This window comes from Amycolatopsis decaplanina DSM 44594, from assembly GCF_000342005.1.
Lineage (GTDB): Bacteria > Actinomycetota > Actinomycetes > Mycobacteriales > Pseudonocardiaceae > Amycolatopsis > Amycolatopsis decaplanina.
Window position 1 is genome coordinate 220,399 of record NZ_AOHO01000028.1, and the last position, 18,540, is coordinate 238,938.

Genomic DNA, 18,540 nt, shown 5'->3' on the forward strand with positions numbered 1-18,540 from the left:
GCTCACGCCGGCGGCAGCCCACGCCGGCGTGAGCCCACCGCACCACCGAGGAGGAACCATGCCGCAGCGCGCCGCGGGTTCGGCCACCCTGGCGGACGTCGCCCGTGAGGCGGGAGTGTCGCTCGCGACGGCGTCGAGAGCGCTCAACGGCGGAACCAGACAGGTCAGCGGGACTCTGCGGGAATCGGTGCTGCGGGCCGCGGAACGGTTGCAGTACACGGCGAACGTGCCCGCGCAGGCGATGGCCCGCGGCCGCGGCAACGTCGTCGGGCTGCTGGTGCACGACATCGTCGACCCGTACTTCTCCTCGATCGCGTCCGGTGTCATGCGCGTGGCCGCCCGGCATGGGCTGACGGTCACCATCGCGAGCACGGAGAACCATCCGGAGAAGGAACTCGAGTACGTCACGACGTTGCGCGGGCAACGGGCGCGAGCGGTCATCCTCGCCGGCTCGCGCAACGAAGACAGCGCCCTGCAACGGAATTTGACCAAGGAACTCAAGGCGTTCGAGGCCGCCGACGGCCGGGTCGTGGTGATCGGTCAGCGGAAACTGCCGTTCGACACCGTCATGCTGGAGAACCGGCCGGGCGCGGCGGATCTGGCCGGACGGCTCGCCGGACTGGGGCACCACGACTTCCTCGTCCTCGCCGGGCCGCCCGGGCTGCTGACCTCACGCGACCGCGTCCTCGGCTTCCGCGACGGCCTCGCCCACCACGGCGTCCCCCTGCCCGTGAACCAGGTCCTGCACGCGGAGTTCACCCGTGACGGCGGCTACGCGGCGATGGTGCGGGCGCTGGAAAGCGGCTTCCGTGGCTGTGTCTTCGCGGTCAACGACGTGATGGCCGTCGGCGCGATGGCCGCCTGCCGCGACCACGGCGTCGACGTACCGGCGCACGTCGCGATCGCGGGGTTCGACGACATCATCACCTTGCGCGACATAAGGCCTTCGCTGTCGACTGTGCGCGTGCCGATCGAAACGATGGGCGAACGGGCTCTCGACTTCGTCCTCGCCGACCGCGCGGACAGTCCCCGCGTCAAGCCGATCACCGGCGAGGTCGTGCTGCGGGAAAGCACTCAACCGTTGGAGGGAAAATGATCCGCCCGGGACTGTGTTCGGTGACGCTGCGAAGGCTGGACGCCGACGAGGTCGCCCGTCGCGCCGAGAACGCGGGACTTCAGGTGATCGAATGGGGCGCCGACGTCCACGTGCGCCCCGGTGACGACTGGGCGGCCGAGCGCGCGTTCGAAGCCATGGCGCGGCACGGGCTGACCTGCGACTCCTACGGCTCCTACTTCCGTGCCACCCCGATGGAGGCCGGGAAGTTCGGCGACATCGCCGCCACGGCGGTCCGGCTCGGCGCCTCGCGGATCCGGGTGTGGGCGGGCAAGGCGGGCTCCGAGGACGTCGACCCCGACGAACGTGAGCAGGTCGTCGCCGGTCTCCGCGAGGCCGCCGACGTCGCGAACGAACACGGCCTGGAGGTCGCGCTGGAGTACCACGGCGGGACGCTGACCGACACCGCCGAATCGACCGTCCGGCTGCTCGAAGAGGTCGGCCGCGACAATCTCGGCACCTACTGGCAACCGCCACAGGACCTGCCGGACGATCAGGCGCTGGCGGGGCTGGAACTGGTCCTCGACCGGGTTCGGGCGGTGCACGTGTTCTCGTGGTGGCCCAGCAACGAGCGGCATCCGTTGACCGCCAGGGCGGAACTGTGGACGCGGGCGTTCGGCCTGCTCGCGAAGACCGGACGGCCGCTCGACGCGCTGCTGGAGTTCGTCCCGGACAACGATCCGGACCTGATCCCCGGCGAGGCGGACTCGCTGCGGAAGCTGATCGAGGCGGGCGCGTGAGGTTCACCGAAGCCGACAGGCTGCTGTTCGCCGGCGACTCCATCACCGACTCCAGCCGTGACCGCACCGATCCCGCTTCACTCGGCAAGGGTTACGTCCGGCGAATCGCGGACCTCCTCGGCGACGGGCCGGAGGTGGTCAACAGGGGGGTCAACGGCAACCGGATCTACGACCTCGAAGCCCGGTGGACCACCGACGTCCTCGCGGCACGCCCCACGGTGCTGACGGTGAAGATCGGCATCAACGACACCTGGCGCACGTTCGACCGCAGGCTGCCCAGCCCGATCGGGAAGTTCCGCGCCGCCTACTCCCGGCTGCTGGCCGGTGCGCGGCAGCATCTCCCGGCCGAGTTGTACGTGATCACGCCGTTCCTGCTGCCGGTGGAACCGGAACAGCAGGACTGGCTCGGCGATTTGGCGCCGCGCGTCGAAGCCGCGATCGACGTGGCGACCGAGTTCGGCGCGCGGCTGGTCCGCGCGGACCTGTTCATGCCGCGTGCCGCGGCCGAGCACGGGGCGGCGACGCTGGCCCCGGACGGCGTCCACCCCAGCCCGCTGGGACACCGGCTGCTCGCCGATGCCTGGCTCGCGGCCGCCGGGGCGCCGGTCGGGAAGGTCCCGCAGCCCTAGCGGATACAGTTGCCTTCGTGGACCGGAATGCCGTCATCGCCGGGCGTTACCGGCTGGAGCGCAAGGTCGGCCGGGGCGCGATGGGCGTGGTGTGGCGGGCGCACGACGAGCGGCTCGACCGCACGGTCGCGGTCAAGCAGTTGCTGCCGGACACCTGGTCGGACGACGCGCCTTTCCGGTCGATCGTGCGCGCGATGCGGGAGGCCAGGGTCGCCGCGCGGCTCGAGCATCCCCACGCCGTCACCGTGTACGACGTCGCCGAGCAGGACGGAACCCCGTTCCTGGTCATGGAATTCCTGCCGTCACGGCCGCTGACGGAACTTCTCGCGGACGACGGCCCGCTCCCCGCGGGCCGGGTGGCGGAACTCGGCGCGCAGATCGCCTCGGCGCTGGCCGCCGCCCACGAGAACGGGATCCTGCACCGGGATGTCACGCCCAACAACGTCCTGATCACCGGGGACGGCCAGGCGAAGATCGCCGACTTCGGCCTGTCCCACGCCATGGGCGAAGGGACCATGACCGGGGGCGGCCTCGTCGTCGGCACTCCGGCGTACCTCTCCCCCGAGGTCGCGGACGGCGAGGAACCCGGCTATCCGTCGGACGTGTTCTCGCTCGGCTCCACGCTCTACACCGCGCTGGAAGGCGCGCCGCCGTTCGGCACCGACGCCAACCAGATCGCGCTCCTCAAGCGGGTCGCCCGCGGCGAGATCACCGCGCCGCGGACGACCGGCCCGCTCACGGACGTCCTGCTGCGGCTGCTCCGGCGTGATCCCCGGGAGCGGCCGGACATGGCCGAGGCCGAGCGGATGCTCGCCGCCGTCGCAGACGGCCGCTCGGCGATCCTGTCCGGTACGAAACGGCTTCCCGCGCCCACCCGCCGTTCACGCTTGCCGTTCGTCATCGCGGGCGGCGTGGTGGTGGCGGGTGGTGCCCTGGCGGGGATCCTGCTGTTCGACGGCGACTCACCCGAAGCCGTCGCCCCGGTGGCGGCGCCATCCCCTTCGGCCGCGAAACCGGTGTGCGAAGCGCGTTACGAGATCGCCAACCGCTGGCCCGGCGGCTCGGAGGTCCGCGTGTCCGTGCGGAACGCCCAGGACACCCGGCTCACCGGCTGGGAGGTCAGCTGGACCCTGCCGCCCGGCACCCGCATCGCCAATCTGTGGAACGGTTCCCTGGCACAGGACGGCGACCGCGTGCGGGTGTCGGAACTCGACTGGAACGCGGTCCTGCCCGCCGGCGGGACGACCACTTTCGGTTTCATCGCGGCCACCGAGCAAGAAGGTGGGGACGCGCCGGTCGCGGTGTGCCGGAGTTCCTAGCGGTCCGGCCGTCCGAAATAATGTGACGCAATTCACGTCTGATTTGTCCGATTACCGGGGTTCTCCGCACCGGCATGCTGCGAGCGCGAAGCACTCGACAGCAAGGAGAAACGTGTGGACGACGACCAGGCGGGCATGCGGCGATTCCCGATGGCGCGCGCGGTGGGCCGCCCCTTCGACCCGGCACCGGAACTGCTGCGGCGGGCCGAAGAGGACCCGGTGTCCCGGGTGAAGCTGTGGGATGGCGGCACGCCGTGGCTGATCACCCGTTACGAGGACGTGCGCATGGTCCTGGCCGATCCACGGGTCAGCGTCGATGCCGCGCGACCCGCCTTCCCGCACACCAACGCGGTGAGCAAAGCACGCGACACCGAGATGAAGACGTTGATGCAGATGGACGCGCCGGAACACACCGCCCAGCGGCGGCTGCTGACGCCGGAATTCACGATCGGGAAGATGGCGGCTCTGCGACCCCGGATCCAGCGGATCGTCGACGACCTCGTCGACGGAATGCTCGACGGTCCCAAGCCGGTGGATCTGGTGACGGCGTTCGCGTTGCCGGTCCCTTCGCTGGTGATCAGCGAACTGCTCGGCGTGCCCTACGCCGGCCGAGGCTTCTTCCAGGGGGTGGCCCGCACCCTCGTCATGGACGAGCTCGATCCCGAGCGGGCCATGGCCGCCAGTGAGGAGCTGAACGCCTATCTGGAAGAGCTGGTGCTCGAAAAGAACGCAGCGCCCGGCGAGGATCTGCTCAGCACGCTGGCCGTCGAACAGTTCCGGACCGGCGCGATGACCCCGCGTGAGATCGCCACGTTGGGCCAGCTCCTTCTGGTGGCCGGGCACGACACCACCGCGGGCATGATCGCGCTGGGCACGGCCGCGCTCCTGGCGAACCCGGACCAGCTCGCCCTGGTCCGTGACGGCGACCCCGCGCGGGCGGCCGGCGCGGTGGAGGAGCTCCTGCGCTACTTGTCCAACACCCACACCGAAGCGCGCCGCGTCGCGCGAGAGGATCTGGAGATCGGCGGCAGGCTCATCCGCGCCGGCGAGGGCATCATCGCGGTGAAGAACACGGCCAACCGGGACCCGGCCGCCTTCCCGGATCCGCACACCGTCGATGTCCGGCGCAAGGCCCGCCACCATGTCGCCTTCGGCCACGGCAGGCACCTGTGCCTCGGTGCCCCACTGGCCAGGGTGGAACTACAGGTCGTCTACGGCACGCTCTTCCGGCGCATACCGACCCTGAAATCGGCCATCCCACTGGAAGAACTTCCGTTCGACGAGAACGCGGTCTTCTACACGGTGCGGGAACTGCCCGTCACCTGGTGAACCGGTGAGCCGCGCGGCCGCCCACCTCCCCGGAGAGGCTGCAAAAGCGCTTTTGCAGCCTCTCCGGGGAGGGTTTCACCTGTCAAGCGACCGAGGTCAGGCGACCTTGGCGGCCGCCGCGAGGATGACCTCCGCGACGACGTCCGGCCGCGAGACCGAGACAGCGTGCGAAGCGTCGACCCTGGTGACCTCCGAACCGGCGCGTTCGGACATGAACGCCTGCGCGGCGGCGGGGATCGCGTGGTCCTGCTCGGCGATCAGCGCCCACGACGGCACGTTCTTCCACGCCGGCTCGCCGTCGAACGGCGTGGCGAGCGCGCGCTCGGTGACCGGACGCTGGGTGACCGCCATGACGTCGGCGGTCTCCGCGGGGACGTCGGCCGCGAACACGTCCGAGAAGTTCTCGGGCTTGATCGACAGTTCACCCTGGGCCGCGAGGACGTTCGTGGTGTCCGGGCCGAGCTTGCCGCCCTCGAACCGGCCGGACAGCTCGAACACGCTCTCCCCCGCCTCCGGCTGGAAGGCGGCGATGTAGACGAGCGCCTTGACGTTCGGCGCGGTGGTGGCCGCGCGGCTGATCACCACGCCACCGTAGGAATGCCCGGCCAGCACCACGGGGCCGTCCACTCCGTTGACGACGTCGGCGACGTAGTCCGCGTCGGACTCGATCCCTCGCAGCGGGTTCGACGCGGCCAGCACCCGGTAGCCCTGTTCACGCAGCTTCGGGACGACGCCGTTCCAGCTGGACGAGTCGGCGAAAGCGCCGTGGACCAGGACGATGGTGGGCTTCTGGTTGCTCATGATGGCTCCCTCTGAGCTAGGTAGAACGATCGGTCTTTCTGCCTCAACCATGCTGACCCGGAATGTCTTCCGCAACGTGACGATGGCGACCTGGTGGAATGATCGTTCTTTCTCTATAGTTGAGAGATGCCGACTGTCGACCGGGACATACACCCGAAGGTCCGGCTGCTCGAGACAGCGTCACGGCTCTTCTATGCCGAGGGCATCCACGCCGTCGGAGTGGAGCGCCTGGTCTCCGAAGCGGCCGTGACCAGGGCGACGTTCTACCGCCACTACCCCACCAAGGACGACCTCGTCGCCGCCTACTTGAGCACCACGAGCGAACGGATCCGCGCGGGTGTCGGCGCGGTGACGCAGGGGAAGCCCGCCCGCGAAGCGCTGCTGGCCGCGCTGGGCATCATCGGCGACCGGACGCTCGACGACGACTTCCGCGGCTGCCAGTTCCTCAACGCCGCCGCCGAATACCCCGATCCCGCGCACCAGGTCCGCCAGGTCATCGACGACCACCGGGAGTGGTTCTTCGGTGCGCTTCGCGACTTGGCGCGCGACGCGGGTCACCCCGACCCCGACCACGCCGCCCGCACGCTCGTCCTCCTCCGCGACGGCGCGCTTCACGGCGGGAACCTCGACGACGCCGAGACCGTGCGCACGACCCTGCGCCGCGCGGTCACCGATGTCGTGAGCTGAGCTTCCGCGCGGCCCCGCCCGGTCCGGCCCCCTCCGCGTCCACAGGGGACATTCTGTCGCATGTTCTGTGTGGTGCCGTCGTCACGGGCAGGACATCGCGTCTTCTCGACGGTCGTAACAAGTGCTACCTTCGCGGGAGGGGGCACGGCCGGATCGAGGAGCGGCGACGATGATGCTTTCTCCCAGCGCGCACGTCGACCCGTTCTGCCGTGATCGCCTGCCTCCCGCCGATCAGTGGCCGGAGTTCGTGTTCGATCTGCCGGAACTGCGGTATCCCGACAGGCTGAACGCCGCGACCGCGCTGCTCGACGACACCGTCGCGCGGTTCGGCCCGAGCAGGCCATGTCTGCTTTCGCCCGCCGAAACGTGGACGTACGGCGAAGTCCTGGCCCGCGCCAACCGCGTCGCCCACGTCCTGGTCACCGAATTCGGGGTGGTTCCCGGGGACCGGGTGCTGCTGCGGGGAGCCAACACACCATGGCTCGCGACGGCTTGGCTGGCCGTGCTCAAGACGGGCGCGGTGGCGGTCACGACCATGCCGATGCTGAGGCGCGCCGAACTCGACAAGATCGCCGGCCGCGCGAAGCCCGCGCTCGCCGTCTGCGACGAACGCCTGCTGGACGAACTCCCGCCCGATCTGCCTGCCGTGTCCTACGGAACCGAGCTCGCCGCCCGCGCGGAACGATATCCGGCGACCTTCGCCGACGTCCCGACCGCGGCCGATGACGTCGCCCTGCTGGCTTTCACCTCAGGCACGACAGGCTCCCCGAAAGCGACGATGCACTTTCATCGCGACTTGCTCGCGATCGCCGACACGTTCTCCCGGCACGTCGTGCGCCCGACGTCCGACGACCTCTTCTGCGGTACGCCACCGCTGGCCTTCACCTTCGGCCTCGGTGGCCTGCTGGTCTTCCCCTTGCGCGTGGGGGCGGCGACGTTGCTCGTCGAACGCGCCACTCCGGCGGAACTCGCCACCCTCGTCGCCGATCAAGGCGTCACCGTCCTCTTCACCGCCCCGACCGCGTACCGGGCGATCCTGAACGCCGGCAACGGGCGACTGCTGACCGGAGTTCGCCGGGCCGTCTCGGCGGGCGAGTCGCTTCCCGCTCCTGTGGCCGGGCAGTACCGGCAGATCGTCGGACGGCCGCTGATAGACGGGCTGGGCAGCACCGAAATGCTGCACGTGTTCATCTCCGCCGCCGACGACGACGCGCGTCCCGGCGCGACCGGCAAGGTCGTTCCCGGCTACCGGGCCGCCGTCCTCGACATCGACGGCACGCCCGTTCCGGACGGCACTCCCGGGTTCTTGGCGGTGCGAGGCCCCACCGGCTGCCGCTACCTCGAAGACCCGCGCCAGCGGGACTACGTCCGCGGCGGCTGGAACATCACCGGCGACACCTACGTCCGCGACGCCGACGGCTACTTCCGGTTCGTCGCGCGCAGCGACGACATGATCATCTCCTCGGGCTACAACATCGCGGCTCCCGAGGTCGAGGAGGTCCTGCTCACGCATCCGGACGTGGACGAATGCGCCGTGATCGGCACACCGGATCCGGATCGCGGTTCGGTCGTCACCGCGTTCGTCGTACCCCGGCCCGGCGCCGAACCCGGCACGGACCTCGTGAAAGCCCTGCAGGACCACGCGAAGGCCACCGCGGCGCCGTACAAGTACCCACGGCGCGTGCGGTTCCTCGAATCGTTGCCGCGCAACGCGAGCGGGAAACTGCAGCGGTACCTGCTACGGGAGCTGTGAGCTGTCCGTTTCATCTCCGGTACTGCGCCCACTTCGCGTTTTTCCACCGGATGATCTCGCCTGCGATAGCGCGACCACTGTGGCGATCCTCGTGAGTGGTTAGGACGGTTAGAACCGTCCTAACCACTCACGAGGCCCACCACGGTCCGCCGCTCAGGCCGCCTGAAGTACCCCCAAGAGAACGCGACTCACGACCACGCCGTCCCTCACCCACGAGTGTTATTCGCGCACTTTTGAATGCGAACTACCTTCATTCCACCTTCGAGAAAAGTTCTTTCCGGATCGAATATGTGTTCGAATTTGCTGATATTATGGCGGGGTGTCCAGCCGACGAACCCTCGAACCGCCACAGGAGCTGTGGCGTGCCGGTGCGCGGGAACTCGCGCACGGCGTGGTCGAACGGTTGTCGGTGGCACGACAGGCGCTGGCGGAGGTCGGGCAGTTCCTGGCCGAGATCGAGTCCCGGGGCCCGATGGAGTTGTTCGGACACGGCTCGACCGCGGGCTGGTTCGCCGAAACCGCCCGGATCAGCCCCAAAGAAGCCCGCGACACCGTGACCCGCGCGCTGGCGGTGAACGAGAGCCGGAACCTGGACGGCACCCCCGCACCCGCCACCGCCCCGATCGCCGGCGCCGCCGCGGCCGACGGGGACCTCGGGCACCAGCACCTCGACCCGATCCTCGCCGTGCTGAAGAAAATTCCCGCCGACGCCTCCGCCGAGGAACGGTCGGGCGCCGAACAGATCCTGGTGAACCTGGCCCGCCAGGCCGGCCCACAGCAGATCACCAACGCCGGCGCGGAACTCTTGGCGCGGCTGGACCCCGACGGGAACGAGCCGAAGGACGAGGACCTCACACCACCCTCACGCGAAGTGCATCTCCGCAAACGCGACGACGGCTGGTGGCGACTCAACGGCCTCCTGGACCCGGAATTCGGGGCCCGCGCCAACGCCCTGTTCGACACCTGGGGACAACGAAGACCCGTCGACGAAGACGGCAACCGCGACCCGCGCACTCCCGGTGAGCGTCATGGTGATGCGTTGTTCGACGCCATCCACTACGCCATGACAAACGACAAAGCCCCCACCCTGTCAGGGGACCGGACCACCGTCGTCGTCACCATCCCCCTGGACACCCTCACCTCCGGACTGGAATCCGCCTGCGTGGACGAGGTCTCGCAGATCACCGCTCGGCACGCGCGGATGCTCGCCTGCGACGCCAAAATCATCCCCGCCGTCCTCGGCACCGACAGCGAACCCCTCGACATCGGCCGCGCCGCCCGATCAGTGACCCCAGCCCAACGCCGGGCCCTGAACCTCCGCGACCACGGCTGCGCCTTCCCCGGCTGTCACCGAAAACCCAAGCACTGCGAAGCCCATCACATTCTTCCGTGGGGCCAGCTAGGCGACACCGACCTCGACAACCTCTGTCTACTCTGCCGCTACCACCACATGGTCATCCACGGCCAATCCGGCTGGAAAATCCGCATGACCGGCGGCCGACCGGACTTCATCCCGCCGCAGTACCTGGACCCACTACAACGACCTCGTCGCAACAAGCGCTGAAACCGAGGAGCCCGCCGACCACCAGGCGACGGGCTCCTCGGCATGCTCGGAGAGCAAACCGCCGTGACAGCAACCGAAGTATGCCGCCACTCACGACCTGCTCACCACCGGCCGGAATGATCGGCCGCTGCCCGGTGCCCTCGTTACCTTCCTCGTAGTTCCTGACCAAGGAGCTGTGGTCGTCAGGTCCGGCATGACCAACCTCCAGTCGCACGCATGATCCGGGGGTCACCGGGCCTGGTGGCATCGGCGGCTATGGCGTGTTCCTCGGCTTGGCTGGCCATGCTGGTCAGGTTCGACGACGACCTGGTCGGCGAAGCCACCCGAATCGGCAACCGCATCCGCGGCCTGCTCACCGGCATCCACCCCGCCCTCGAACGCGCCATTGGCCCCAGAATCAGCCACCCGGCGGTGCTGGAAATCCTGTCCCGCTGGACGAGCGGGCCGTGATCGCCCCCGGCACCGCCGCCGCCAACACAGTGCTGCCCCGCTTGGTAGACAGCCTGAAAACCGTGCTCCAGTAACGGAAACAGGTCGCTGCCGAGGGCGAGGAGATACTCGATACGCACTCTCTTGCCGGGGCCCTGACCTCGCTGCCCGGCATAGGAGTCAGGACCGCCGCCCGCATCTTGCCGGAGATCGGCGACGCCCCAGCTCCGGCGCCTCGATCAAGGGCGAACACCCGGCTCGCACCGGCAACCGCAAGCTCAAACGCGCGTTCTTCCTCGCCGCGTTCGCAGCCCTGCACGTCCCCACCAGCAGGACCTACTACCAGTGGAAACGCGACGAGGAGAAGAAGAAGCACAACGCTGCGTTGATCCGCCTGGCCCGCCGCCGCTGCGACGTCCCGTTCGCCATGCCCCGCAACAAGACGTACTACCGGGCGCCCACGACAGCCGCGGCGGCATAGCATCGGCAGGTGAACGAGCTCGACCTCGCCCAGTTCGTCGCGGCCGTCCATACCTACGCACCGAAGTGGGAAGCTACCGCGATCCAATGGCAACTCACTCTCGGCCCTGACTACGAGAAGAGAGCGGCCGGGGTTGTCTGCGAGACCGGCGACATGGTGGGCTGGTTCAGCATCTGGACCAGCGGCGAAGCCGAACTCGAGGTCGGAAACCTCGACACCGGCGTCGTCGACTGCGTTCATTACGACCTCGCCAACCCAGAGGAACTCAGCGCCCGCCTGGATGATCTCACCCGCAGGCTGACCGAGCAGACCTGATCACGACCGCCGCAAGGTAGGTCTCGTAGTAGCGTGGCTGCAGGCAAGGGTGAGCACCACTCAGCCCGCCGCAAAACCGAGTTCGAAGCCGAAAGCCCGCCGCCGGCTTGCCAACAACCAACTGAGCCCGAAGCACGGGTTCGTCCGATGCGGCGGCGGGATCGCGCTCGTCGGCGGACCGGGTGACATCGAACAGGACGCGGTCACCGAAGGAGTCGCCTACGCGCTGCTCGACAACGCCGTGTTCCGCAAACGCGAAGCCCAGGTGCAGACCATGGCGGGGCGGACGTCGTCGTTGGTGGCCATGCGGTTCACCGCGTTGCCGACCTCGTTCGTCCGCCCGCCGGTCAGCCGATCAGCACCCCGGGATTGAGGATCCCGGCCGGGTCGAGCGCGGACTTGGCGGCGGTGAGCGCGGCGGCGAACGGGTCGGGACGCTGCCGGTCGTACCACGGCCGGTGGTCGCGGCCGACGGCGTGGTGATGGGTGATCGTGCCGCCGTGGCCCACGATCGCCTCGGAAACCGCGGCCTTGATCTCGTCCCACTGGGCGACCGTGCTCCCCCAGCGCCCGGCGGCGTAGATGCCGTAATAGGGCGCGGGGCCGTCGGGGTACACGTGGCTGAATCGGCAGGTGACGACACCCGCGCCACCGCACGCCTCGTCGATCGCGGCGCGTGCCGCCGAGGTGATCGCGTCGTGGAACTCCGGGAAGTCGTCCCACGTGCACGCGGTCTCGAAGGTCTCCACGATGAGCGACCGGCGGGCCAGGGCGTCGCGCTGATAGGGCATCCTCAGGAAGGACGATCGCCATGCCGAAGCGCTGTCCTGGCCGGTGGAATCCTTGCTGCGCCTGGCTTTCACCACACCGCCGTGGCCCGCGGTCAGTTCGAGCGCGCGGTCGAGCCAGGTGCCGACCGGGTGATCGGCGGATTCGAACGCGACCAGCAGGAGGCCACCGCCCACACTCGCGCCCGCGTTGATGAGCGCCTCCGCAGGGTCGAGGAGCCGGCAATTCGACGGGTGGAGCCCGGACTGCGCGATCGCGCGGGTGGCGGCGACCGCGTCTTCCTGCCGTTCGAAGGCGACCGAGGCGGTGACCTGCCAGACCGGCCGGTCCTGCAGGCGCATCCAAGCTTCGGTGATCACGCCGAGCGTGCCCTCGGAGCCGAGGAACATCCGGTCCGGCGAGGGGCCCGCGCCCGAACCCGGGAGACGCCGCGATTCATTGACGCCGGCCGGCGTGACGATGCGCAGCGATTCGGTGAGATCGTCGATATGCGTGGCGAGGGTCGCGAAATGCCCGCCCGCGCGGGTGGCGAGCCAGCCGCCGAGCGTCGAATGGGCGAAGGACTGCGGGAAATGCCGCAGGGTCAGCCCCAGCGGGCGAAGGCGGTCTTCCAGCGCCGGGCCGAAGATCCCCGCCTGGATCCGGGCCGCGCGGCTGACCGTGTCCACTTCGAGCACGTCGCCGAGGCCTGCCAGATCCATCGAGATCGCCGGACCGTCGAACCGCGGTTCGACCCCGCCCACCACGGAACTGCCGCCACCGTAAGGAATCAACGGGGTGCCGGAAGCCGCGCACCAGTCGAGGAGGTCGATGACATCCTGTTCCGTACGCGGACGGGCGACCAGATCGGGGACGTGGTCGAGCCGTCCGAGCAGGTTGCGGACGACGTCGCGGAACGCCTTGCCGCGGGCGTGGGACAACCGGTCGACCGGGACGTCACTGCACAACGCGGCGAGCGCCGCCGGCGGGCGGATCCGCGACGCCGGGATGTCGAGTTCCGCGGGGTCCGGCGGAGCGTGGTCGGTGAAGTCGTGGCCGGGCAGCACACCCGCCGTGCGGGCGACCAGCGCGTCGGACTCCTCCCGGGACAGTTCGCCGTCGGTGGTGCCCCAGCCCCACCACGAACGCTCCTCGGCCGGCATCGATGACTCCGTTCGATCTGACTTTTCAGTAAGTTACTTATTGGTCAGTTACCGTGTCAACGTACGGAACACAGGTGACCGGCCCGGGTTACCGCGAACTCGACGAGTGACCACGGGAATCCCGCCACTTCCGAAACGCAGGACAGCTCTGCCATCCAGGACCGATTCGAGGCCTTCGACGCTTTACAACGTTGTATCAACGATGTAAAAACATCCTGGCGACCAGCCGTGGCCCGGCTCACACCGGTTCCCACCGCCACGGGGTCGTGGTTTCACGCCTGCACAGGTCCAGCGGGAGGCGCACCTCCGCCGAGGCGGCCGCCCCCGGAGAAGGGTGTCGAGCAGATGTTGCCAACGTTGTCACCACACCGTCCCCGAAAGACGAGACGCTTCCGGAAATCACTGGCGACCGCGGTCGCGGTGGTATCCGCCCTGGCGTTGACGTCGGGGGCCGCGACGGCCGCCGAGAGCGGCTGGAAGATGGGCAAGCCACGCCTGACCACCCCGTGGACGAACCAGGTGTCGCCCACCAACGCGTTGCCCGAGTACCCCCGGCCGCAACTGGTGCGCGAAAACTGGCAGAACCTCAACGGGGTCTGGGAGTTCGCCGGTGCCGCCCCCGGCGAGGTCCCGCCCTTCGGCGAGAAGCTCGCCGAGAAGATCCTGGTCCCCTACCCCACCGAATCGGCGCTTTCCGGGATCCAGCGGCACGAGGACTTCATGTGGTACCGGCGCACGTTCACCGTGCCCAGGAACTGGAACGTCGGCAAGGACAACACCCTCCGGATCAACTTCGGCGCCGTCGACTACAAGGCGAAGGTCTACGTCAACGGCAAGGAGGTGGCCTCGCACCAAGGCGGCTACGGCGCGTTCTCCGCGGACGTCACCTCGGCGCTGAAGCCCAAAGGAGAACAGGAGATCATCGTCGGTGTCGAAGACCGCGCCGACGCGACCTGGCAGCCCGTCGGCAAGCAGCGGCTGGTCCCCGATCGCGGGATCTTCTACGAAGGCGCCTCGGGCATCTGGCAGACGGTGTGGATGGAACCGGTCGCGGCCAAGCACATCGGCACGCTCGGCATGGTCCCCGACCTCGAGTCCTCCACGCTCAAGCTCACCGTCGACACCGGCGGGAACTCCGGGCTGACCGTCGAGGCCGTGGTCCGCGACGGCAGGAAGGTGGTCAGCCGCAGCAAGGCGTCATCCAGTTCGGCGACCATCTCGCTGCCGGTGCCCAAGGCGAAACTGTGGTCGCCGGATTCGCCGTTCCTCTACGACCTCGACGTCGAACTGAAGGACGGCCGCCGCACCGTCGACAAGGTGTCGTCCTACTTCGGCATGCGCGAATTCGGCACCGCGAAGGGCGCCGACGGCAAACTCCGGTTCACCCTCAACGGCAAGATCCTCTTCCTGCAGTCCACTTTGGACCAGGGCTACTGGCCGGACGGCATCTACACCGCGCCGACCGACCAGGCGCTGCGCTTCGACCTCGAACAGCACAAGGTCCTCGGTTTCAACACGGTCCGCAAGCACATCAAGACCGAACCCGACCGCTGGTACCACCACGCCGACAAACTCGGTCTGCTCGTCTGGCAGGACATGCCGTCGATGCGCACCGGCGGGCGTCCGCCGGCCGACGCTCAGCGGCAGTTCCAGGTCGAGCTGAAGGAATTGGTGGAGCAGAAGAAGAACTGGACCTCGATCGTCGGCTACGTGCCGTTCAACGAAGGCTGGGCGGAGTGGTCGCGCGAGGAGACCGGCAAGATCGCCGACAGTGTCAAGGCCCAGGATCCGACCCGGCTGGTCAACGCGCACAGCGGCGTCAACTGCTGTGACACCCTCGGCGACTCCGGTAAGGGTGACGTCATCGACTGGCACTCCTACCCGGGCCCCGCGAAGCCGATGCCCGACGGCAAGCGGATCTCGATCGACGGCGAACACGGTGGCTACGGCCTCGAGGTCCAGGACCACATGTGGTTCGGCGAAGGTCACGCCTACGAGATGGTGAAGGACCAGGCGACCCTGAACAGCCGGTACGTCCAGAACCAGCGCGATGTGCTCGCGTCCGCGCAGAGCTGCGGCATAAGCGGCTCGATCTACACGCAGATCACCGACGTCGAGCACGAGGTCAACGGCTTCTTCACCTACGACAGGCGGGTGAAGAAGATGGACTTCGCGCAGGTGCGCGCGGTCAACCAGGCGATCATCTCCGGCGCCGACGGCAGCGGTTCCGGCGCGCCCGACCCGGGCCCCGGCACTCCGGGCCTCGACGGCGTGCACGCCTACAAGTTCAACGAGGGCACCGGTTCCAGCGCCGCGGATTCGGTCGGCACGGCGCACGCCACGCTGACCAACGCGCAGTGGGCACGCGGTGTCGAGGGCGGCGCACTGGCCTTCGCGGGCAACGGGCAGGCCGACACCGGGGCGAACCTGGTCGACACGGCGGGCAGCTACTCGGTCTCGGCGTGGGCGAAGCTGGATGAGGCGGGCGGTGCGTTCCAGACCGTCGTCAGCCAGGACACCGGCCGCGACAGCGCGTTCTTCCTGCAGTACTCCGGGCAGGACCAGCGGTGGGCGATGAGCTTCGTCGGTCTCCGCGCCCTGTCTCCGGAGAAGCCCGAAGCCGGCCGCTGGTACCACCTGACCGGCGTCCGCGACGCCAAGGCGGGCACGTTGTCGCTGTATGTCGACGGCAAGAAGGTCTCCTCGCAGAACGCCTGCTCCGCCGCACCGAGCACCGGGCACACGGTGATCGGCCGCGGCCAGTACGGCGGTCAGCAGGTCGACTTCCTGCGCGGGGCGGTGGACGACGTCCGGCTCTACGACCGGCCGCTGTCCGAGGCCGAGGTCGCGATGCTCGCGAAGCGCGACTGAGCCAGGGTCACGCGGCGCCGGGGTCACTCCCGGCGCCGCGTCTCCGTCACCCACTCCCGCACGATGTCGCCGAGCACGGGCAGCGGCACCTGCCCGTCATGTACGACAGCGCCTGACCGGGCCATTCGATGTACCGGTCGATCTCGGACTGCACCTCGACGTCGCTGAGCACACACTGTTCGGTGAGGTAGTCCACGCAGCACTGCCTGCTCCAGCCCAGCGCGTGCAGTCCGGTGTCGACGACGAGCCGTGCCGAGCCGCCGATACTCCTCGTCCGGCGATCTCGTGGGCGAGAACCTCGCGATAGGCGACGAGCGCCGGGCGCACCTTTTCGGTGAACAGCCGCTCCCGCCGCGCCACGCGGTCACCGGTCAGCGGCGGGACGAGCAGCGGATTGGGTTCGGCGGCCAGGAACCGGTCGACGTGGTCGACGGCGCCGCGCACCGCGCGTTCCACCGGGGTCCGGCCCGCCGTGACACCGGCGCGGTGGCGGTCGGCCAGCGCCGCGAAGAACTCCGGGAACGCCGCCAGCCTGGCCAGAAAGTCCTCCTCCGCCTGCTCCCCCGACGGCTCGAGCTGGGGAAGCCAGGACAGCACACCGGCCCCCGCTGACGGTTTCTCATCAGCCGACCCCGCGGCAAGCCACGATTGCCTTCCCCTTCAAGAGAATCGTCCTTACCTTCCACGAGACACACCGCCCGCTGAGGCGTACGCCACAACCTCGACATAGTCGGACTTCCTACTTTATGGTGTCCACAGGTCTGCGGTGCAGGGAAGCCGGTGAGAATCCGGAGCGGTCCCGCCACTGTGACCGGGGAGCGGCGCTCCACGAGAATCGGCCACTGGCGAAAGCCGGGAAGGCCGGAGCCGTCGCGGATCCGGGAGCCAGGATACCGGCCGCAGATGTCCACGTTCGTCCACGAGGATGGAGCTGAACGCATGCGGATTCTTCCTGCCTGCGCGAAAGTCGCCGACCCGCCCGCACCCCGGCGGTAAGTCGTCCGTACTCCCCTGCCCGGCCACCGATCGTGGCCCTCGGGCGGCTTCGTCCTGCGTACTTTCGGAAAGGGCATCCATGAGCACCGAACTCAGTCACTTCGTCGGCGGCAAGCCGGTACCGGGGACGTCCGGTCGCTTCGCCGACGTCTTCGATCCCAGCACCGGCACCGTCCAGGCCCGGGTTCCGCTCGCCTCGGCCGACGAGGTGGCCGCCGTGGTCGCCGACGCGGCGCGGGCCCAGCTCGAATGGGCCCGCTGGAACCCGCAGAAGCGGGCACGGGTGCTGATGAGGTTCGTCGATCTCGTCCGCGCCGAGGAGGACTCCCTCGCCCGGCTGCTCGCCTCCGAACACGGCAAGACCGTCCCCGACGCACGCGGCGACATCCAGCGCGGTCTCGAAGTGGTCGAGTTCGCCATCGGCATCCCGCACCTGCTCAAGGGCGAGTACAGCGACAGCGCGGGCACCGGCATCGACGTCTACTCGATGCGGCAGCCGCTCGGCGTGGTCGCCGGGATCACGCCGTTCAACTTCCCCGCGATGATCCCGTTGTGGAAGGCCGCCCCGGCGATCGCCTGCGGGAACTCGTTCGTGCTCAAGCCCTCCGAACGCGATCCGTCGGTACCGCTGCGGTTGGCCGAACTCTTCCTCGAAGCGGGCCTGCCGCCGGGCGTGTTCAACGTCGTCAACGGCGACAAGGAAGCCGTCGACGCGCTGCTGACCGATCCCCGCGTCGAGGCCGTCGGCTTCGTCGGCTCCTCGCCGATCGCCGAGTACATCTACACGACCGCCGCCGCGCACGGGAAGCGCGCGCAGTGTTTCGGCGGCGCCAAGAACCACATGATCGTGATGCCGGACGCGGACCTCGACCAGGTCGTCGACGCGCTGATCGGCGCCGGGTACGGCTCCGCCGGCGAACGCTGCATGGCGATCTCGGTCGCCGTCCCGGTCGGCGAGGCCACCGCCGACGCGCTGGCGGCCCGGCTGACCGAGCGAGTCAAGACCTTGAAGGTCGGCGCCTCTCTCGACGAGGCGGCCGACTTCGGGCCGTTGGTGACCGCCGAGGCAGTTCAGCGCGTCCGCGACTACATCGACGTCGGAATCGCCGAGGGGGCGAAGCTGCTCGTCGACGGTCGCGAAACCACTGTGGACGGTCACGAGAACGGCTTCTTCCTCGGTGGCTGCCTGTTCGACCACGTCACCACCGGCATGCGGATCTACCGCGAGGAGATCTTCGGCCCGGTGCTGTCGATCGTGCGCGCGGCCGACTACGAGGAAGCGCTGCGGCTTCCCAGCGAACACGAGTACGGCAACGGAGTCGCGATCTTCACCCGCGACGGTGATACCGCCCGCGACTTCACCTCGCGGGTGAACACCGGCATGGTCGGGGTCAACGTGCCCATCCCGGTCCCGATCGCCTATCACACCTTCGGCGGCTGGAAGCGCTCCGGTTTCGGCGACCTCAACCAGCACGGACCGGACTCGATCCGCTTCTACACCAAGACCAAGACCGTCACCTCGCGCTGGCCTTCGGGCACCAAGGAAGGCGCCAGCTTCGTCATCCCGACGATGAGCTGAGG

General features: G+C 68.9%; 16 protein-coding genes, 2 pseudogenes and 1 riboswitch. Of the genes and pseudogenes, 14 read left to right on the plus strand and 4 right to left on the minus strand.

All coding sequences use genetic code 11. From position 1 onward, the window contains the following. Positions 1-58: 58 nt before the first annotated feature. The 5 genes from H074_RS06365 (at position 59) to H074_RS06385 (ending at position 5,131) form a co-directional block, all read left to right on the plus strand. Complete coding sequence (locus tag H074_RS06365) at positions 59-1,096, plus strand: LacI family DNA-binding transcriptional regulator (RefSeq protein WP_007029200.1); 1,038 nt, start codon at positions 59-61, stop codon at positions 1,094-1,096. Beyond that, positions 1,093-1,854: a sugar phosphate isomerase/epimerase family protein gene (locus H074_RS06370; protein ID WP_007029201.1), complete on the plus strand. Its 762-nt coding sequence runs from the start codon at positions 1,093-1,095 to the stop codon at positions 1,852-1,854. The genes H074_RS06365 and H074_RS06370 overlap by 4 nt, the downstream gene beginning before the upstream one ends. Next, positions 1,851-2,483, plus strand: a complete 633-nt coding sequence (locus tag H074_RS06375; RefSeq protein WP_007029202.1) for a GDSL-type esterase/lipase family protein — start codon at positions 1,851-1,853, stop codon at positions 2,481-2,483. The genes H074_RS06370 and H074_RS06375 overlap by 4 nt, the downstream gene beginning before the upstream one ends. Positions 2,484-2,500: 17 nt before the next feature. Next, entirely contained in the window at positions 2,501-3,802 is a 1,302-nt protein-coding gene (locus H074_RS06380; protein WP_007029203.1) for a serine/threonine-protein kinase, read from the plus strand. A 135-nt stretch (positions 3,803-3,937) separates the two neighbouring features. Continuing rightward, complete coding sequence (locus H074_RS06385; RefSeq protein ID WP_051071893.1) at positions 3,938-5,131, plus strand: cytochrome P450; 1,194 nt, start codon at positions 3,938-3,940, stop codon at positions 5,129-5,131. Positions 5,132-5,227: 96 nt separating this feature from the next. Here H074_RS06385 and H074_RS06390 read toward each other — a convergent pair whose 3' ends face one another. Further along, entirely contained in the window at positions 5,228-5,932 is a 705-nt protein-coding gene (locus H074_RS06390; protein WP_007029205.1) for an alpha/beta fold hydrolase, read from the minus strand. A 126-nt stretch (positions 5,933-6,058) separates the two neighbouring features. Between H074_RS06390 and H074_RS06395 the strand changes: the two genes are divergently transcribed. From H074_RS06395 to H074_RS06420, 7 genes are all read left to right on the plus strand, one after another. Beyond that, on the plus strand, positions 6,059-6,619 hold the full coding sequence (locus tag H074_RS06395) for a TetR/AcrR family transcriptional regulator (RefSeq protein WP_007029206.1): 561 nt from the start codon (positions 6,059-6,061) through the stop codon (positions 6,617-6,619). Between the two features lie 169 nt (positions 6,620-6,788). Beyond that, positions 6,789-8,372 (plus strand): AMP-binding protein, encoded by a 1,584-nt coding sequence (locus tag H074_RS06400; RefSeq protein ID WP_007029207.1) that lies wholly within the window; start codon positions 6,789-6,791, stop codon positions 8,370-8,372. A 319-nt stretch (positions 8,373-8,691) separates the two neighbouring features. Next, the gene (locus tag H074_RS06405) at positions 8,692-9,936 is read left to right on the plus strand and encodes an HNH endonuclease signature motif containing protein (RefSeq protein ID WP_007029208.1); all 1,245 of its coding nucleotides are present in this window, start codon (positions 8,692-8,694) and stop codon (positions 9,934-9,936) included. A 216-nt stretch (positions 9,937-10,152) separates the two neighbouring features. Next, on the plus strand, positions 10,153-10,386 hold the full coding sequence (locus tag H074_RS42325; RefSeq protein ID WP_152521356.1) for a hypothetical protein: 234 nt from the start codon (positions 10,153-10,155) through the stop codon (positions 10,384-10,386). A gap of 179 nt (positions 10,387-10,565) precedes the next feature. Continuing rightward, on the plus strand, positions 10,566-10,754 hold the full coding sequence (locus H074_RS42330) for a hypothetical protein (RefSeq protein WP_420805366.1): 189 nt from the start codon (positions 10,566-10,568) through the stop codon (positions 10,752-10,754). A gap of 101 nt (positions 10,755-10,855) precedes the next feature. Then, positions 10,856-11,161 (plus strand): hypothetical protein, encoded by a 306-nt coding sequence (locus tag H074_RS06415; protein ID WP_007029210.1) that lies wholly within the window; start codon positions 10,856-10,858, stop codon positions 11,159-11,161. Between the two features lie 49 nt (positions 11,162-11,210). Continuing rightward, positions 11,211-11,534 (plus strand): hypothetical protein, encoded by a 324-nt coding sequence (locus tag H074_RS06420; protein WP_007029211.1) that lies wholly within the window; start codon positions 11,211-11,213, stop codon positions 11,532-11,534. Here H074_RS06420 and H074_RS06425 read toward each other — a convergent pair. Then, entirely contained in the window at positions 11,509-13,092 is a 1,584-nt protein-coding gene (locus H074_RS06425; RefSeq protein WP_007029212.1) for an FAD-binding oxidoreductase, read from the minus strand. The two genes, H074_RS06420 and H074_RS06425, sit on opposite strands and share 26 nt — an antisense overlap. A gap of 345 nt (positions 13,093-13,437) precedes the next feature. Between H074_RS06425 and H074_RS06430 the strand changes: the two genes are divergently transcribed. Then, positions 13,438-15,963 carry a LamG-like jellyroll fold domain-containing protein gene (locus H074_RS06430; RefSeq protein ID WP_235096673.1) on the plus strand — a complete coding sequence of 842 codons (2,526 nt, stop codon included), beginning with the start codon at positions 13,438-13,440 and terminating at the stop codon, positions 15,961-15,963. 88 nt (positions 15,964-16,051) lie between these two features. On the opposite strand, the pseudogene H074_RS42335 reads toward H074_RS06430, so the two are convergent. Beyond that, positions 16,052-16,219, minus strand: a pseudogene (locus H074_RS42335) (DUF885 family protein); the annotation flags it as partial. A 62-nt stretch (positions 16,220-16,281) separates the two neighbouring features. Beyond that, positions 16,282-16,560: pseudogene (locus H074_RS42340) on the minus strand (DUF885 domain-containing protein); the annotation flags it as partial. Positions 16,561-16,693: 133 nt separating this feature from the next. Continuing rightward, positions 16,694-16,879: riboswitch (cobalamin riboswitch) on the plus strand. 159 nt (positions 16,880-17,038) lie between these two features. Between H074_RS42340 and H074_RS06440 the strand changes: the two are divergent. Beyond that, positions 17,039-18,538, plus strand: a complete 1,500-nt coding sequence (locus H074_RS06440) for a CoA-acylating methylmalonate-semialdehyde dehydrogenase (RefSeq protein WP_007029216.1) — start codon at positions 17,039-17,041, stop codon at positions 18,536-18,538. Positions 18,539-18,540 lie beyond the last annotated feature (2 nt).

Coding starts and splice junctions, on each gene's coding strand:
- H074_RS06365 (WP_007029200.1), top strand. CDS start 59: ATGCCGCAGCGCGCCGCGGGTTCGGCCACCCTGGCGGACGTCGCCCGT.
- H074_RS06440 (WP_007029216.1), top strand. CDS start 17,039: ATGAGCACCGAACTCAGTCACTTCGTCGGCGGCAAGCCGGTACCGGGG.
- H074_RS06385 (WP_051071893.1), top strand. CDS start 3,938: ATGCGGCGATTCCCGATGGCGCGCGCGGTGGGCCGCCCCTTCGACCCG.
- H074_RS06370 (WP_007029201.1), top strand. CDS start 1,093: ATGATCCGCCCGGGACTGTGTTCGGTGACGCTGCGAAGGCTGGACGCC.
- H074_RS06430 (WP_235096673.1), top strand. CDS start 13,438: ATGTTGCCAACGTTGTCACCACACCGTCCCCGAAAGACGAGACGCTTC.
- H074_RS42325 (WP_152521356.1), top strand. CDS start 10,153: ATGATCCGGGGGTCACCGGGCCTGGTGGCATCGGCGGCTATGGCGTGT.
- H074_RS06395 (WP_007029206.1), top strand. CDS start 6,059: ATGCCGACTGTCGACCGGGACATACACCCGAAGGTCCGGCTGCTCGAG.
- H074_RS06390 (WP_007029205.1), bottom strand. CDS start 5,932: ATGAGCAACCAGAAGCCCACCATCGTCCTGGTCCACGGCGCTTTCGCC.
- H074_RS06400 (WP_007029207.1), top strand. CDS start 6,789: ATGATGCTTTCTCCCAGCGCGCACGTCGACCCGTTCTGCCGTGATCGC.
- H074_RS06425 (WP_007029212.1), bottom strand. CDS start 13,092: ATGCCGGCCGAGGAGCGTTCGTGGTGGGGCTGGGGCACCACCGACGGC.